The organism is Acidobacteriota bacterium, from assembly GCA_003225175.1.
In the GTDB taxonomy this organism is placed as follows: Bacteria; Acidobacteriota; Terriglobia; order Terriglobales; family Acidobacteriaceae; genus Gp1-AA112.
In genome coordinates, this window is record QIBA01000036.1 from 39,836 (window position 1) to 55,705 (window position 15,870).

At 57.4% G+C, this 15,870-nt stretch carries 15 protein-coding genes; 11 read left to right on the forward strand and 4 right to left on the reverse strand.

Annotated elements, in window-relative coordinates; genetic code table 11:
* Positions 1-13: 13 nt before the first annotated feature.
* On the reverse strand, positions 14-1,009 hold the full coding sequence (locus DMG62_06745; protein ID PYY23676.1) for a DUF1385 domain-containing protein: 996 nt from the start codon (positions 1,007-1,009) through the stop codon (positions 14-16).
* A gap of 144 nt (positions 1,010-1,153) precedes the next feature.
* Between DMG62_06745 and DMG62_06750 the strand changes: the two genes are divergently transcribed.
* Both DMG62_06750 and DMG62_06755 read left to right on the forward strand, forming a co-directional pair.
* Positions 1,154-1,564 (forward strand): hypothetical protein, encoded by a 411-nt coding sequence (locus DMG62_06750; GenBank protein PYY23677.1) that lies wholly within the window; start codon positions 1,154-1,156, stop codon positions 1,562-1,564.
* A gap of 210 nt (positions 1,565-1,774) precedes the next feature.
* Positions 1,775-2,818 carry a hypothetical protein gene (locus DMG62_06755; protein PYY23678.1) on the forward strand — a complete coding sequence of 348 codons (1,044 nt, stop codon included), beginning with the start codon at positions 1,775-1,777 and terminating at the stop codon, positions 2,816-2,818.
* 56 nt (positions 2,819-2,874) lie between these two features.
* Here DMG62_06755 and DMG62_06760 read toward each other — a convergent pair whose 3' ends face one another.
* On the reverse strand, positions 2,875-3,246 hold the full coding sequence (locus DMG62_06760) for a hypothetical protein (protein ID PYY23679.1): 372 nt from the start codon (positions 3,244-3,246) through the stop codon (positions 2,875-2,877).
* Positions 3,247-3,400: 154 nt separating this feature from the next.
* Here DMG62_06760 and DMG62_06765 point away from each other — a divergent pair, with 154 nt between their 5' ends.
* Positions 3,401-5,128 (forward strand): ATP-dependent DNA ligase, encoded by a 1,728-nt coding sequence (locus DMG62_06765; protein PYY23680.1) that lies wholly within the window; start codon positions 3,401-3,403, stop codon positions 5,126-5,128.
* A 368-nt stretch (positions 5,129-5,496) separates the two neighbouring features.
* Here DMG62_06765 and rpmB read toward each other — a convergent pair whose 3' ends face one another.
* Positions 5,497-5,685, reverse strand: a complete 189-nt coding sequence (gene rpmB, locus DMG62_06770; GenBank protein ID PYY23681.1) for a 50S ribosomal protein L28 — start codon at positions 5,683-5,685, stop codon at positions 5,497-5,499.
* A 1-nt stretch (position 5,686) separates the two neighbouring features.
* On the opposite strand from rpmB, the gene DMG62_06775 reads away from it, so the two are divergent.
* The 6 genes from DMG62_06775 (at position 5,687) to DMG62_06800 (ending at position 13,526) form a co-directional block, all read left to right on the forward strand.
* Complete coding sequence (locus DMG62_06775) at positions 5,687-6,178, forward strand: hypothetical protein (GenBank protein ID PYY23682.1); 492 nt, start codon at positions 5,687-5,689, stop codon at positions 6,176-6,178.
* A 289-nt stretch (positions 6,179-6,467) separates the two neighbouring features.
* Complete coding sequence (locus tag DMG62_06780; GenBank protein PYY23772.1) at positions 6,468-7,259, forward strand: biotin--[acetyl-CoA-carboxylase] ligase; 792 nt, start codon at positions 6,468-6,470, stop codon at positions 7,257-7,259.
* Between the two features lie 126 nt (positions 7,260-7,385).
* The gene (locus DMG62_06785; protein ID PYY23683.1) at positions 7,386-8,237 is read left to right on the forward strand and encodes a type III pantothenate kinase; all 852 of its coding nucleotides are present in this window, start codon (positions 7,386-7,388) and stop codon (positions 8,235-8,237) included.
* A gap of 182 nt (positions 8,238-8,419) precedes the next feature.
* Complete coding sequence (locus DMG62_06790; GenBank protein ID PYY23684.1) at positions 8,420-9,115, forward strand: hypothetical protein; 696 nt, start codon at positions 8,420-8,422, stop codon at positions 9,113-9,115.
* Positions 9,112-10,428 (forward strand): 23S rRNA (uracil(1939)-C(5))-methyltransferase RlmD, encoded by a 1,317-nt coding sequence (locus tag DMG62_06795; protein PYY23685.1) that lies wholly within the window; start codon positions 9,112-9,114, stop codon positions 10,426-10,428. The genes DMG62_06790 and DMG62_06795 overlap by 4 nt, the downstream gene beginning before the upstream one ends.
* A gap of 416 nt (positions 10,429-10,844) precedes the next feature.
* Positions 10,845-13,526 (forward strand): hypothetical protein, encoded by a 2,682-nt coding sequence (locus tag DMG62_06800; protein PYY23686.1) that lies wholly within the window; start codon positions 10,845-10,847, stop codon positions 13,524-13,526.
* Here DMG62_06800 and DMG62_06805 read toward each other — a convergent pair.
* Positions 13,462-13,914, reverse strand: a complete 453-nt coding sequence (locus tag DMG62_06805; protein ID PYY23687.1) for a hypothetical protein — start codon at positions 13,912-13,914, stop codon at positions 13,462-13,464. The genes DMG62_06800 and DMG62_06805 overlap by 65 nt on opposite strands.
* A gap of 172 nt (positions 13,915-14,086) precedes the next feature.
* Here DMG62_06805 and DMG62_06810 point away from each other — a divergent pair, with 172 nt between their 5' ends.
* Positions 14,087-14,368, forward strand: a complete 282-nt coding sequence (locus DMG62_06810) for a hypothetical protein (GenBank protein PYY23688.1) — start codon at positions 14,087-14,089, stop codon at positions 14,366-14,368.
* Positions 14,369-14,529: 161 nt separating this feature from the next.
* The gene (locus DMG62_06815) at positions 14,530-15,837 is read left to right on the forward strand and encodes an amidohydrolase (GenBank protein ID PYY23689.1); all 1,308 of its coding nucleotides are present in this window, start codon (positions 14,530-14,532) and stop codon (positions 15,835-15,837) included.
* The last annotated feature ends 33 nt before the right edge of the window (positions 15,838-15,870 follow it).

Genomic DNA, 15,870 nt, shown 5'->3' on the forward strand with positions numbered 1-15,870 from the left:
GCGGCGGGAGCCGCTAGGCAATCACCAGTTCGCCGCCATTTTGCTTTTCAACCTGGAGCGCGCAATCCAGAGCAAGAATCGCGCAGGCGACCTGGTCGTCAGCCGGAGGTTGCGTCGTGATCCGCTGCAGCCACAATCCTGGCTTGGTTAGCAGAGCGAACAGCGAATTGCGCTTCCGAGCCGCGTACCGAATCAGCTCATAGGAAACGCCTGCAATAAACGGAAGCGCAGCGATGCGCAGCGCGAACTTGCCCCAGAAGCTATCGATCGGGAACAAGCTGTAAACCACAATGCAGATGAGCATCACCGTCATCAAAAAGCTCGTTCCACACCGCGGATGCCAGGTAACAAAGCTCTGCGCGCGCGGTATGTCGACCGGCTCTCCCGTTTCGAAGGCGAAAACTGTCTTGTGCTCGGCGCCGTGATATTCGTAAACGCGATGGAAGTCCCGCGCCCGGCCGATGCCCCACACGAACAGCAGGAAAAGCCCGATGCGGATCACTCCGTCCACCAGATTGAAAAGAATTCGATTTTCTAAAGCGGGAAAACTGTGCTTGAGCCCCGTCGCCGCCAGCAGAGGAAGGAACTTATAAACGACGATAAAGAATCCAACCGAGAGAAGAACATTCGCAGCAGCCATCCAGCCGCTGATCTCTATCTTCTCTTCCGGCTTTGATTCCGCCGTGCCGGTCATCTCCGCCAGAGCCACATTCACCGAAAACTTCAGCGCCCGAAATCCGAGCATCATGGCATAGCCCAGCGTGACGACGCCCCGAATCACTGGCCATCCCATCCACTTCCGCTTGTCGGACGGACGCTCCAGCGCATCGGAGTACGACACCATTTCTCCAGACTGCTTCCGTACCGCAATCCCCCACGCGTGAGGTGTGCGCATCATGACTCCCTCAAGCACAGCCTGACCGCCGACGAGGGTTTCCTCACCGCTTTCAAGTGCGGGGAGCAGCTGCGTTGCTGCCGCTAATCGGAGATATTGCTTCCAGTAAGTCATAGTGCGCCATAAGGGTAACTGCGTATGGTTACCCACTCAGATCCTGGTTACATTATACGTGAGTCATCCAGAGCTGCCGGGATTATCGTACACATTCTGGCCCCGAACGTCTGACGCCACTTCGGTCCAGGATCCGCTTTTCTGATGAGCAAGTTACCTGAGAAGATTCAGAGCGCGACGCGCGACCTGCGCCGGCTGCAGCAGGAGATTCAATCGCCTCTACCGGCCGCCGGACCTCGCCTGGCCGAGATCGACACTGTCGCGCTGAAAGAATTCAAAGCCGTAATCGACTACGTCCGCCAACTCCTCTGGACCTACCTCCAGGCCGACAGCCTTAAACACGGCGACAACGTGGACGAAGAAGCCCGCAGCCTTCGCCTCCAGCGCGTTACCGAGATGCTGCAGACGATCCAGCAAGAGGTCAAAGGACGCCAGCTCGCACGCAATTCAGCGACAGTTTCATTTCTGAACGCCGTCCAGGAGATCGCCGACGCCGCCTTCCAACGACACACCTCCTCAGCCGAAGACGCAGCGGACGAAGAGAAAGCCAGCTAGCCCAGCCAAGAAAAACTAACCACATAAGGACAGGAAGGTACACGAAGGATTTCAAAAAGCTTCTCGTTCTTCGTGACCTCCGCCTTTCTTCTTCGTGACTTCGTGTTGGCTCTGGGTTTTCGTATTTGAGGTGTGTCCCGCTCCCCACAGCGTGTTCCCCGAGATACGCGCCTGCCTGCTTCAGCTCCTGCTAACTCCCTGCGAATCAACGTGCGCACCGATGGCGCCTCACCTGCCCTTACGCCCAGCGACTGCGTAAGCAGCGGAGGTGATCAGGTGAAAAACTTCAAGAGCTCTATTTCAACGTCAATGGAGCGCGCCCCAATCAGCGTGGCTCCGAGTGGCAGGGCGGCAACCAAAGCGTTCGCTGCTTTGCTGGTCCTCGAACTTGCAGTGGGAACTTTCGGCTGTTCCAAATCGAAACCCCAGAATTCGCAAAACTCTTCTAACCAGACAGTCGCAAGCGTCGCGCCCCTGACGCCCGTCAATGCGCTGCCGGCCACGGCAAACCAGCCGGAGACGGCAAAGAAATCGGTGATAGGCCCAGTACGGAAGCTGTCTCGCACGCTTCTCTACAAGGATTCCGATTCCAATTTCTCGTTCGCTTATCCACGCAAGTCTGCGCTGAAAGCCGGACAGAACGCGGAGCTCGAGGCCATAGCAATGGACTGGCTGCCGATGAACTTCGTCCAGAACGGGGGAACCACCGTGACCATGCTTGAGCTGCCCAGCAACAGCAAGGAGCAGAAGCTCTCTGGCGAGTTCTTCGCCGTGAGCATTCACAATGGACTGACGGCCGAGCAGTGCAACCAGTTCGCCGGAGTCTCAGCGCCGATCTCCGATGGCAATTCCACCCAAACCGCGGAGAAGGCCGACGCAATGCCGATCTCGAAGGTAACGGTGCACGGAATTGAATACTCAGAGCTCGACCGCCAAACCGAGCAGGGCATTGCGAAGTACTACCATCGCTTCGTGCCCGAGTCGGCGGAAGTCAGCTCCTGCTACGAGTTCGCGCTCGCGGTGAAGTCGCCGGAGAAGAAGCTCGAAGGCGAGAGCGCGTCGATCAGCTCAAACTCGCAGCTTGAGAGGAAAGATGATTTTGCCCGGCTGGAAAAGATCCTGGCCTCGGTAAAGATCAAGGCTGATACCGAAGCGGCGAAAGCCGGCGAGGTGGCATCCTCGACCACAGACCACAAGGAAGAAGTCAGTGAAACTGCAAAGACGGTCGCGAAGGGCGACGAGAACCCCCGTTAAGAGCCAGTCGCGACAAAGGCCCGGTTCTTTCCGAATCGGGCCTTGTTTTTTGTAGATCAATAGACGTCAATATGGATATGCGGACGCCGCACGATGATGCGTCCGATATCATCGTGATAGTAGTAGTAATCGCGTCCCTGGTAGCGATAGCTCTGGCATCCATATTTCTTAGCTTGCCCGGGCGGCATACCACAGTTGCCCCATCCCGTCTTCTTGCCTTTGTTCCATCCCGGCGGCATGCCTTCATTCGGACCGTAACTGCGGTACTCGTAATCACCGCGACTTTCCCAGCGATCGTCATCACGGTCAGCCACTTGATTCTTGTGAGGATTGCCCTTCCCTTTTCCCTTCCCCTGATCTGCGTGGAGCGGAATCGCAATCGCGAACGCGCCCAGTACGATCACGGCTTGGAACCAATGTTTCGACATGTGTCTCTCTCCTGGCACGAACGAGTAGCTGCTTGTTGCGAGGAGTCTATCGCAACTTGGAAACGATTCAAGTTACGGCAGAAGTACGCTGGTCGCGCAACATGAATAAAATAGCGGCAGCTTTCCGGTTCTGGTCGCCTGCTAACATCGCTTCATGCTGCGCTTTGCCCAGCTCTGCGAAGCAGTAGCCAAGACCACAAAGAAGCTGGAAAAGCGCAGGCTGGTCGCCGATTACTTCCGCCAGCAGCCTGAACAAACCGCCTCCCTGGCAGCGATCTTCCTTTCCGGAGACGTTTATCCAGCATTTTCCGAGCGCACGCTCAACGTCGGTGGAGCGACGGTCTGGCGCGCCGTGCAGCAACTAACCGCACGCTCCGAACAGGAGATGGCAGAAGCCTATCGTCGCCATGGCGACGTCGGAGCAGCGGCGTACGAGCTATGGCCGGCTGAATTCACCGGATCTGTTCTCACGCTTCCCGATTTGGCAAAGCTGCTCGACGACATCGCCACAGCTCGCGGCCCTGCGGCCAAGCTGGAGCAAGTGAGCGCGCTGCTGCGGCAATGCTCCGCATTGGAAGCGAAATACGCCATCAAGATGATGGTTGGCGACCTTCGTATCGGCATGCGCGAGAGCCTGGTGGAAGAGGCGATCGCCGCTGCCTATGAGAAATCCGAGCTGGCCGTCCGTCGCGCCAACATGCTGCTCGGCGACCTCGGCGAAACACTTCGCCTCGCAGCCGAAGACCGCCTCGAAGAAGCGCGCATGCGGCTCTTCCATCCGCTCGGATTCATGCTGGCCGCCGAAGTGAAGTCGAGTGAAGAGGCGACATCGTACTTCACGGACGCGCAAATCGAAGACAAGTACGACGGCATTCGCGCCCAGGTGCACTGCGGCGAAGGACGCGTCCGCATCTTCTCGCGCACGCAGGACGAAATCAGCGAGTCATTTCCCGAGCTTCCGCCTGTGTTCCAAAACAGTCCAGAACCGCTAGTGCTCGATGGCGAGATTCTCGCCTGGGGAACTTTGGATATGAAAAACGCGACCGGCAGCGCTCTTCCCTTCTCCGCTCTGCAGAGGCGACTCGGACGAAAGCGTGTGAGCGACAAACTGATGCGTGAGGTTCCGGTCGTTTATGTAGCGTTCGACGTTCTCTTCGCCGATAACGAACTCGTGATCGACCGTCCACTTCGCGAACGCTCCGAGATGCTGACGAAAATCATCGAGCGCCTGGCAGAGATGCAGCATGCTGCGTCTTCTATGCACCGAGCGTCACAGCCGAGTCTGGCCTTTGACCAGGAGGAGACTACAGTCAACTTTCCCCGCATGATGCGCGCGCCGCTATGCCAAGCCCATAGCGCCGAGGAAATCGATGAGATCTTCGTGGAAGCCCGAGCCCGAGGCAACGAAGGCCTGATGATTAAGAATCGCGAAACCCTCTACACCCCCGGCCGCCGCGGCCATGCCTGGCTCAAGATGAAGCGCGAGCTGGCGACCCTGGATTGTGTAGTAACCGCCGTCGAGTTCGGAAATGGGAAGCGTGCGGGCGTGCTGAGCGACTACACGTTCGCGGTGCGCGCAGAAAATGGAGACCTGATGAACGTCGGCAAAGCCTACTCCGGACTCACCGATGTCGAGATCGCGGAGATGACCGAGTGGTTCAAGCAGCACACGCTGACTGACTTCGGCCACTCCCGCCTTGTAGAAGCAAAAATCGTCCTCGAAGTAGCCTTCAACAACATCATGCGCTCCGACCGCCACGAGAGCGGCTTCGCCCTGCGCTTCCCCCGCATAGTCCGCCTGCGGCCAGACAAACCACCCGACGAGGCCGATACTGTGAAGCGCGTGGAAGAAATTTACTTGAGCCAGCACCGCGCAGAATGATTTTGCGTAAGCAGCCTGAAGGTCTCGATAGGCGAGCATCTCTGACCTGAAGATGAGGAAAGGGCCGGAGGCCCGACTGGCCAAACGTAGCCCAGACCCGGAAGGGCTGGGTAGAAACGGCAATGAGACCGAGCGCCGGAGGCGCGCCACTCATCAAGATACATTCAAAACCCACAGAGGCAGTGTCGCGCCTATGGCGCTCGTCTCCACACCTTGCATACCCAGCCCTTCCGGGTCTGGGCTACGTTTGGCCAACCGGGCCTCCGGCCCTGAAATTCTGGTGCTTCCCAGATTGGATCGTTATTTCCCATCTAAAAACAAAGAGCCTCCGAAAAATCGGAGGCTCGCAAACCCTAAGCAGGCAGCGACTACGCCTTCTGCACCTTCCCACTCTTCAAACAGCTGGCGCACACCTTCATGCGTCGATGCGATCCCTGAACGACCGCCCGGACCGAACGCAGATTCACGTTCCAGCGCCGCTTGGTGACGTTATGAGCGTGGCTGATGTTATTTCCAAATTGCGGCCCCTTGCCGCAGATTTCGCATACGCGTGCCATATTGCAAACTCCAGATTCAGCAGACTTTATCGGGCGTCTAACGCCGCAAGTCCCAGGATTTCTTCAGGAAGCCGGCTCCGCCGAAGGCGGACAACGCTCTAGAAGGGTTTGGACGAGTAGTCCAAAGCTAGATTGTAACGGAACGCGCCAGAATCACGCAATTCTGGGTAGTGTACAGCTTGAAATCGACAAGGCTAAGCGGCGCACGCTCCGCGGCCCAACAATCGGACAAGTTCATCCAACGTCCAGACACGCTCCGCTAATCCAGCTTCCATCGCAGGCGTTCGCCTTCCGTCCGTTAGCGCATGACTCTGAATGCAGCTCGGTTCACGTCTTCATTGCGCGCTCGGACACTTTCGATAAGATTTTGCATTCCGTCTTTGTGTTCGGCCCGAAACAGCTCGTTCTGCTCACGAGCGATCCAGCGTTTTGGATTTCTTTTTCGGGGGCTTTTTCTTTTCGCGCTTCGGTGTGTTTTTGCTTGCCATGCTGAGAATGATTGCACAACTGGAATGCCAAAAGCGAGAGGTAGCGGGAGCGAAACTGTTCCACTACCAACAATTCTGAGCAGTCCAATCATCAAAAAACACAAACGGAGCGCCCCGGCGCCCACCTCCGGCGCACGAGGATATCAAATAACCGAATCGCGCCAGCCTCACCGCGCCGGCTGCCCGTAAAGACCTCTGCTTTGTTCCCGCCTTCACCAGCGGCTGCCGCCGCCGGTACTCCCTTAATACCGGTACTCCGCCTCTGTGAAATACTTGACCGTCACCTTCGCCTCGATGAACTCCCCGGTCCCCTACGATCTGGCCGAACTCAGCACCGCTCTCGAAAACACGCTCTTCTCCGGTAAAGTCCACTTCCTTCCCAAAACGGGCTCAACGAACACCCTCGCCATGCAAGCTGCCACTGCAGGCGTGGAAGAAGGAACGGTAATCTTCGCCGACCAGCAAACCGCCGGGCGTGGACGCAATGGTCACAACTGGCACTCCGAGCCAGCCACCGCGGTTCTGGCCTCCATCGTGCTGCGCCCGAAGATTCTGCCGATGCAATCTCTCTGGCTGTCGCTCATGACGGGAGTCGCGGTGCACGAAGCCATCCTGCGCACCTGCGGTATCTCATGCGATCTGCGCTGGCCCAACGATCTGCTGATTGATGGCAAGAAAGTTTGCGGAATCCTCACCGAGATCTCGGCCGACGCCGAGCAGCTTCGCTTCGCTGTGATCGGAATTGGAATCAACGTGAATCAGCCGTCATTCCCCAGCGAGATCGCCAGCCTGGCAACTTCCCTGCAGATGGAAACCGGCAAGCAATGGTCGCGCACCGAACTGCTGATCGCGCTGCTGAAGAGGCTTGAGGCTGAATACCGCGGCACACTCGCAGCGGGACAAGACTCGCTGCTCCGCAAAGTGGAATCCATCTCCAGTTACGTGCGTGGCAAACGCGTGCATGTGGACGAAGCTGGAGGATACGACGGAATTACCGAGGGCCTCGACGCACGCGGGTTCCTGCGAGTACGCACCGCAGAAAGCATGCGAACCGTGTTGTCTGGCGGAGTGAGAGCGATCGGGTGAAGTGAGAAGTGGCTATCGGCGGTCGGCATTCGGCGTTCTGCCAGTTTGCCGTCTTGGCTTACATACGAATCGTTTACTGGCCGAAAGCCGAGAGCCGATGGCCGACCGCCATGTTAGCGTATTCCCATGCTCCTAGTAGTCGACGTCGGCAACACCAACACGGTCCTGGGACTCTATCGTCCGAGCCATGAGCAGTCAGGCGCGACGCCGCGCTTCGATCAGATGGTCGCAAACTGGCGTGTGGGAACGATTCGCACCAGTACGGCGGACGAATACGGCGTCCTCTTCCGCAATCTGTTCGCGATGCAGAAGATCGACGCTGCCGACGTGAAGGCCGTAGTCATTGCTTCAGTTGTGCCGCCACTCGACTCCACCCTGCGCGAAGTCAGCGAACGCTACTTCCAGACCAAGCCGCTGTTCATCGAGCCGGGTGTGAAAACGGGAATGCCGGTGCTGGTCGATAATCCTGCAGAAGTAGGCGCCGACCGCATCGTGAACGGCGTGGCCGCCTTCGAACGCTACGGCGGGCCATGCATCGTCGTCGACTTCGGGACTGCCACAACCTTCGACATCATCTCAGAGCGCGGAGAATACCTTGGCGGCGTGATCGCTCCCGGAGTGGGAGTCTCGGCGGAGGCTTTGTTCTCGCACACCGCCCGTCTTCCCAAAGTGGATATTCGCAGACCGGCGCGCGTGATCGGCACCAACACCGTCGCGCACATTCAATCCGGACTCTTCTACGGCTACATCGGACTGACCGACGGGCTGATCGAACGCATCATCGAAGAGATTGGCGACAAGAAGCCAAAGATCGTCTCCACCGGCGGACTGGCCACGCTCATCGCTTCAGGCTCGCGCTACATCGGCATCGTCGACGAGATGCTGACGCTCGACGGGATGCGCATTATCTACGAGCGCAACACCGGCGCCAGGCAGGCGAAAAAAGCACAGAGCGCGGGAGAGAAGAGAGCGATGTGAAGAATCGGGTGAAGTAAAAAGGCTTTCGGCACTCGGCTGTCGGCTTTCGGCCTCTGGGTTGCTATGTAACTCACAGGACAGCTTCCTGGCAGAGAGCCGAACGCCGATAGCCTTTTGGGTTTCACTTCACCCGATCACCCGATTCTTCCTGATCACCCGATTCCTCATGTTCAAATAGTCTCTTGCACAACTACTTCAATTACTTCACTGAAATCGAAGAACACTTCCAGCGGCGGCGCGGCACGCTGCTGCTTCTCTCCACGCTCGACTGGGCTCTGATCGAGACCTGGAAGGAAGCGGGAATTCCGCTGGAAGCCGTCCTGCGTGGCATTGACACCGCCTTCGACAGCTATGAGCGAAGGCCCAGCAAGACACGAAAGGTGAACAGCCTCGCCTTTTGCTCGCAGGAGGTGCTCGCGGCGGCCGAAGAGATCAAGGAAGCCGCAGTCGGAAGCAAACGCGACAAGGACAACTCGGATACTGGGCTCTCGGCGGAAGAAGTCTCCGCTTACCTCACCAAGAACGCCGCACTATTTCGCGTGGCTGAGCTGGAGGGGGTCGCAGAACAAGCGGCGCGCGAAGCAGCGGATTCTCTGCTGTCCATCTCTGACGATCTGAAGAAGAAGCTCTCGCCACGTCTGCACCTGGAAGACCTGGAGCGAAGGCTCACCGTGCTGGAAGAAAAACTCCAGGCCGCGCTCTTGACCTCTACTCCCGAAAAGGAACTATTCATAATTCGCGCCGACGCCGATCGACAAATCGCTCCTTATCGTGGAAAGATGAACGCGCCGCAAATCGATCAGCTGCACAAACAGTTTCTGCACAAGCGCCTGCTGGAACGCTACGGCCTTCCGCGGCTCAGCCTGTTCTATATGTGACGCCAGTGGAACTGACGATTGAAAAATTGGTCTACGGCGGCGAGGGCCTGGCACGACTTGCGAGCGATCGCGAGTCGCGCGCAAAGACCGTCTTCGTTCCGTATGTGCTGCCCGGCGAGAAAGTCGAAGCCGCCATTGCGGAAGAACGTCCGGGATTCGCTCGGGCGGAGCTCAGAAAAGTGCTGCAACCCTCGCCCAAGCGTACCGCTGCGCCTTGTCCCTACTTTGGCGAATGCGGAGGCTGCCATTACCAGCACATCAGCTACGACGAGCAGCTACGCCTGAAGACGGAGATCTTGCGGGAAACGCTGCGCCGCAACGCCAAGCTGGATCTCGAGCTCGAAATTCAGACGCATGCTTCGCCGGCTTTCGGATATCGCAATCGCACCAGATTTCATCTGCAGGTGAAACCCGACTTTACCATCGGGTACTTCAAGCATGGCTCGCATGAGCTGCTGTCCGTTCGCGAGTGCCCGATCAGCTCTCGGCTGATTAACCGGGCACTGGGACAAATCTGGAAATTAAGTGAACTGGGTCAGGTCCCTGAGCAGGTCGGCGAGATCGAGACGTTCGCCGATGCAAACGACGAGCGCCTCATCGCAGAGCTCTACTTGCTTCCCGGTCGAGTCAATAACGACGACTTGAACAAATTCGCCAGCGCTCTGGCCGCAGGGGTGCCGGAGATTCACGGCATAGCCAGCTTTGCGCGAGTTGACTCTCGATCGCACACCGCCGAAATGCCAAAAGCTTGCCCGCTGCATGGAGATGCATCGATCGCTTACGAAGCGGCAGGGGAAATATACCGGGTGAGCGCCGGAGCGTTCTTTCAAACCAACCGCTTTCTTCTTCCCAGCATGATTGAGCTGGCCATGGGCGAACGTAAAGGCCGAATCGCCCTTGACCTATATTCCGGAGTCGGACTCTTTGCCGTGCCGCTGGCGCGGCGCTTCGAGCGTGTGATCGCGGTCGAATCTTCGCCAGTCGCAGTGGCTGATCTGCGGGCGAATATTCCTGAGAACGTTAAGGTCTCGTCCCAGACCGCAGAAGCGTACCTGAGCAGCGTTGCCGGTACTCTGAAACCAGATCTGATCGTCCTGGATCCTCCCCGAGCCGGATTAAGCGAGGAGGTAACGGCCCAGGTCTCCCGCCTGGCGCCGCGCGAGATTGTGTATGTCTCCTGCGATCCCGCCACCCTGGCGCGCGATTTGAAACAGTTTACGTCCGGCGGATGGAAGATCGCGGAGATGCATTTGATCGATCTCTTCCCGCAGACGTTCCATATTGAAACGTGTACGGTGTTGCGCCGAAACTAGTATTGCCGCGCACGCTGCCACCAGGCCCGAAGGGCCTGGCGTTTGATTGGCGAGTACGCCAAATCCCCCGAACAGCCGCATCAACATATTCCGCGTGAGCAGCTCGTTCTCTGCGAGGACACCCTGAAACAACGTGGTTCCGGCCGCCCTCGGCCGGTACAAGGTAAGCGATGCCCGCGCGGACTGAGTACGACGAGTAGTCCAAAAGTTTCAATATCGAGAATCTGGTAATCACTAACAGGCTGGAGTCCTTAACCTTCTACGAGGGCGGACGGAACACTTTGTTCAAGAAAGCTCTTGAGCGAATGCGGTAAACTCTCCGCGCCTTGGCTACTGCTGCTTCCTCGATTGCTCCCGCGCCGTCATCTGGTCCTGCCCCGTCGATTCTTCCTCTCTCCCGTTCCTGGCGCCATCCGATGTTGTGGGTGGCTTTGAGTTTCGCTTTGGGAACGCTCTGGGCGCGCTTGGCCACTGGTCCGGCGCATTGGGTACCGCCGAACTGGCCGATTCTGGCATCGATTCTGCTGCTGATTCTCGCGACTTTGTATGTTAAGCGACGCTCTCGTGCCGCATCGCTCATTGCCTTGTTTGCAATCGCCATGCTGGGAATGGCGCGCTTTCAGCTCGGCAGCGCGCCCCACACGGAGTTATTGCCGCCTGAGTTCGACAACCAGCAGGTCGAGGCGACTGGATTTGTTACGCGCGCCGCCCTGCCTGTGCTGGAGACGAGCTCATTAGATCCCGATTCGGAACGCACCACGCCGGAGACATATCAGCAAGTCGATATTGAGGCGGATCAAATTCGCTGCGTTGAGGACGCCTGTGCCCTCTCCGGCCGCTTGGGAATCAGAGTCGGCCTGTACGGCCAGGCAGAGACGGTCGCTTCGGCCCGCGAGTTTCATTATGGGCAGCGGATTCGCATGCAAGGGCGTATTCGTCTACCGCAAACCTATGCCGACCCCGGAGTCTTTGACCGCCGTGCTTACCTGCTGGAAAACGGAATTGCAGCAACACTGAGCGCGAAGTCGACCGAGGTTGAGGTATTGCCGGGCAGCGGCGGAACACGTTTGGGAGCCCTTCGCGCGGCTGTGCGGCGCAGCTTACTGCGCCATGTGCTTGCATTGCGCACGCCACTGGGACACGGCTGGCAGATTTTGTCCATCAGTCAGAGCGATGCTGCTTTGTTAGCAGCCATGATCCTGGGCGAACGATCGCTGCTCGAGCAGAATGTCAAACTGGACTTTCAGCGTACCGGCTCGTATCACCTGCTGGTCGTCTCTGGCATGGCAGTAGCGATTCTGGCGTTTTCGGTTTTCTGGCTGGCTCGAATTCTGCGTCTGCCGGACCCAATCGCAACTGTAGTGAGCGTCATCTTTGTTGGCTTGTACGTTTCCGTTACCGATTTGGGAGCCCCGGTCCTGCGCGCGGCATTGATGTGCGTGGTCTATATGCTCGCGCGCCTGCTCTATCGCGAGCGAAATCCGCTGAACGCGCTGGGAATTGCTGCATTGGCGGCCTTGGTTCTTGATCCCAAAGCGCTCTTTGACGCGGGCTTCCAGATGACCTTTCTCGCCGTGTTCACAATCGCTGCGATTGTCATTCCCATTATGGAGCAAACGACCCTGGGGTATCGCAAGGCGCTCAGGCATCTCGAGTCCACGAGCTACGATTTGCATCTGCTTCCCAAACAAGCGCAGTTCCGCCTGGAGCTGCGCATGATTCTTGGCCGAATCGAGCTTCTGCTTCCGCGATGGATGGGGCAATTGCTTGTTGTCGGCGGACTCAGGCTTGCGCTCCGGACAATCGACCTCGTGCTGATCTCGGCTCTGATGCAGGCGGCGTTGGCGCTGCCGATGGCGATCTATTTCCATCGCGCCACTACTCTGGCGTTGCCCGCCAATCTCGTCGTGGTTCCCATAATGAGTCTGCTGCTTCCGGTAGCCATTGCAACCACGCTTTTGAGCTACATCGGCGCCTGGATTGTGTTCCTACCCCGCTCTATTACGGCGCTGCTACTGCATTTAGTGGGCGCCGGAGTCGTCAGTTTTGCGCGTTTTCGCGCCGCAGATCTGCGCGTAGCGGATCCGGGAACGTGGGTGATTGCGCTTTCGTGCGTGGCAATCGTCGCTTGTTTCGTGACCGCGAAGCGCAGATTTCCGCTCCTTGCTGCCTCGATCTTGCTCCTTGTAGCTGCGGATTTGGCGTTGGTAGGGGCACGTAAGGCCGATATCGCGGCCGGAAAACTGGAAATTACCGCCATTGATGTGGCGCAGGGCGATTCCATTTTGGTAATTACGCCGCGCGGGAAGACGCTTTTGATCGATGCTGGAGGTGTTTTAGGCGCGACTAAATCAGGTTTTGACGTGGGCGAAGAGGTCGTTTCTAACTACCTTTGGGCGCGCGGAGTGTCGCATTTGGACGCGGTAGCGCTCACTCATGCGCATGGAGACCACCTTGGAGGGCTGCAAACCGTGCTGCAAAACTTCCATCCGGGGGAGCTATGGGTGGCTCCAAGCCCTCCGGTAAGGGCTTATCTCGACCTGATAGCCCGCGCTAAGGAGTTCCGAATCCCCGTTTTGCAGCGCGTAGCCGGCGATAAATTCGACTTTGGAGGCGCTTATTTCGAGGTCTTAGCGCCCTCTTCGGATGCTTACATGGCGCCAAAGCGTGTAAATGATGCGTCCTTAGTGCTGAAAATCGGGTTTGGTAAGGCCTCAGCGCTGCTCGAAGGCGATGCGGAACGGCGAGAAGAGAAGCTTTTCGCGCCACAAATCGGCGTCGTGAACGTGCTGAAAGTGGCGCACCATGGCAGTTCTACGTCCACAATTCCTGCCTTAATTGGCGCTATTCGGCCTCAATTTGCGCTCATATCAGTGGGCAAATTCAACCGCTATGGTCACCCCCGGGGAGAGGTTTTGCGGCGCTTGGGAGAAGCCGGAACTTGCACCTTCCGCACGGACTATGAAGGCGCGATCAGTTTTTATCTGGACGAGGAAGGAGTGACATCAGCTCAATGGGGGAGCCGCCGGACAACTATGGAATTTCCGCTTCACTGGATTCCTCCTCAGCAGGCTGGTCATTGCGGAACGATTCGATGACGGATTGCGCCTCTTCAGCCTCCGATTGCCGAACTCGCAGAACGACTCCGCCGACACCGGGGAAAACGTCTTGGGGAGCGTCTAAGTTCGTCAAAAGGCTTTCGATTCCGTTAGATTCGAGCAATCCCTGAACCACGAGCGCTTCCGTTTCGTCGTTCGTATCGAAGACGGTTACCAACTCTTTCTCGTCGGAGATCGGCGTCGGCACGAAATTAGAATTGGTTGCCATTGTTCCTCCAATGAGGCCTCGACGAAGCGCTCCGAGAGCCAAGTTGTGCCACTGGTGCAGCGGGTTGGATGCACCGAAGTACCCAACAGTGTACTTCGTCGAGCTAAGTCGTGGGAAAAGCGGTGTATTATCCGGCAATGCGTCCAGCGCAGCAGGCATGGATCAGACGAGCTGAAATTTCTGCGCAACGTACCCTTAGTACAAATCCATCCAACTTAATAATGTTCCTGCAAGGAAAGTTGGGCCAAGTAGACTCCGTGGAATCAGGGCCTTCGACGAGTCGCGCTCAGGCGAGCGAGCTTGCCCGTGCAGGTTTCCGGAGATATCGCGGATGAGTCAAACCAGCCAGAACAAGGAACCAGAGAAACGCAGCCAGCTCGAAATCGAACAGGAAGAAGAGAATCGCAAGATACGCCGGCTGCAATTAATGATGAATATGGTGATGTCTGTCCTTGCCCAGGATGAAGACCTGACGTTGGAACAAGCCTCCGAGATGATTGCGAACGCCAAGACAGCGGCATTGGCCATGTTCCCAGACAAGGAGCTCGCCTACGATTTAATCTACCGCCCCCGTTTTCAGAGATTGCTGAATGAGCGATTCCGGCTGCAGTAGCCGGTACATCGTCCCGAGTTCAGCAGGTTTCGGAACTCGCCTGCTCTACTGCCTGCGACTTCGGCCTTGTATTTGGCTCTTTGAGCTTTTTTAACTGTGCTCTTGCCGTTTTTGCGGTGCTCTGTTTGAAAACCTGGCCCTTTTCCAGTACAAGAACCCTGATGCAAAAAGTGCTACTGCTCTTCCTTCTGGTATTGACCTCGCAATTCTCATCAGTGCAGAACGCATCTCCAGTCGTCTCAGAATCAATCCACGTGTTCTGCGGAGCCGTCTTCAATTCGTCTTCCGGGCAGCTGATTCCTCGGCAACTTATTGATATTAAAGATGATAGAGTCGCAGCAATTCAGGACTGGCGCAACCTCTTTGATCGGTCTCTGCCGGCAGGAACGATCGACCTGCATAGCGAGACATGCGTTCCCGGCCTCATCGATACGCACACGCATGTTCTGCTGCAGGGCGATATCACGGCCGAAGATTATGACAAGCAGTTGCTAAAAGAATCCATTGCCTATCGCGCGATTCAGGCGACTCAATCTGCGCTACGGGCGCTGAACAACGGCTTCACTACAATTCGCGATCTTGAGACCGAAGGAGCCGGATACGCCGATGTCGATCTGCGCAATGCGATCAATCGCGGCATCGTTCCTGGTCCAAGAATGAAAGTCGCAACCCGCGCTCTCGACGTCACAGGATCGTATCCGCTGCTCGGTTATTCACCGGAGATCACCGTTCCTCATGGAGTGCAGATCGTCGATAGTCCGGACGAGGTGCGCAAGGCCGTTCGCGAGCAATTGTCACACGGCGCAGACTGGACGAAGGTCTACGTCGATCGCGGCTATTACGTACGCCCGGACGGCGTGCTTGACGACATTCCGACGTTCACGCTGGAAGAGCTGCGTGCCGCGGTTGATGAAACTCATCGTCAGCGGCACAAGATCGCTGCGCACGCGATGGCCCTGCAGGGCGTACACAACACCGTGGAGGCGGGCGTGGATTCGGTCGAGCACGGAAATTACATCAGCGATGCTGACCTTAAGACCATGGTCGCGAAAGGCATCTATTACGTTCCTACCATCTACGTCGGCGAGTACGTCGCGGAAGGACGCGCCAGGGCTGGAGCGCAGGTCTGGCTGCAAATGCTCAAGATTCACGAAGACAGCTTCCGTCGCGCACTCAAGGCTGGAGTAAAGATCGCTTTTGGAACTGACGTAGGCGGCTTCGATTGGAAGATCAATCCAGCGGTCGAATTTCCGCTGATGGTGAAATATGGCATGACAGCGGCACAGGCACTTCAGGCGGCCACGCGAAACGCCGCCGATTTGCTCAGCATGTCAGATCAGATTGGCTCGATCGAAGTGGGAAAGTTCGCGGATATTGTGGCCGTGCCAGGCAATCCGCTTGAAGATGTCGGGATGCTGCAGAAGATCGATTTCGTGATGAAGGGCGGGCAGGTGTACAGGAAGCCGTGACATTGATCGGACTCTCCCCAGTGAAGACACAGC

Coding starts and splice junctions, on each gene's coding strand:
- DMG62_06745 (PYY23676.1), bottom strand. CDS start 1,009: ATGACTTACTGGAAGCAATATCTCCGATTAGCGGCAGCAACGCAGCTG.
- DMG62_06750 (PYY23677.1), top strand. CDS start 1,154: ATGAGCAAGTTACCTGAGAAGATTCAGAGCGCGACGCGCGACCTGCGC.
- DMG62_06760 (PYY23679.1), bottom strand. CDS start 3,246: ATGTCGAAACATTGGTTCCAAGCCGTGATCGTACTGGGCGCGTTCGCG.
- DMG62_06765 (PYY23680.1), top strand. CDS start 3,401: ATGCTGCGCTTTGCCCAGCTCTGCGAAGCAGTAGCCAAGACCACAAAG.
- rpmB (PYY23681.1), bottom strand. CDS start 5,685: ATGGCACGCGTATGCGAAATCTGCGGCAAGGGGCCGCAATTTGGAAAT.
- DMG62_06780 (PYY23772.1), top strand. CDS start 6,468: ATGAACTCCCCGGTCCCCTACGATCTGGCCGAACTCAGCACCGCTCTC.
- DMG62_06785 (PYY23683.1), top strand. CDS start 7,386: ATGCTCCTAGTAGTCGACGTCGGCAACACCAACACGGTCCTGGGACTC.
- DMG62_06800 (PYY23686.1), top strand. CDS start 10,845: ATGTTGTGGGTGGCTTTGAGTTTCGCTTTGGGAACGCTCTGGGCGCGC.
- DMG62_06805 (PYY23687.1), bottom strand. CDS start 13,914: ATGCCTGCTGCGCTGGACGCATTGCCGGATAATACACCGCTTTTCCCA.
- DMG62_06810 (PYY23688.1), top strand. CDS start 14,087: ATGAGTCAAACCAGCCAGAACAAGGAACCAGAGAAACGCAGCCAGCTC.
- DMG62_06815 (PYY23689.1), top strand. CDS start 14,530: ATGCAAAAAGTGCTACTGCTCTTCCTTCTGGTATTGACCTCGCAATTC.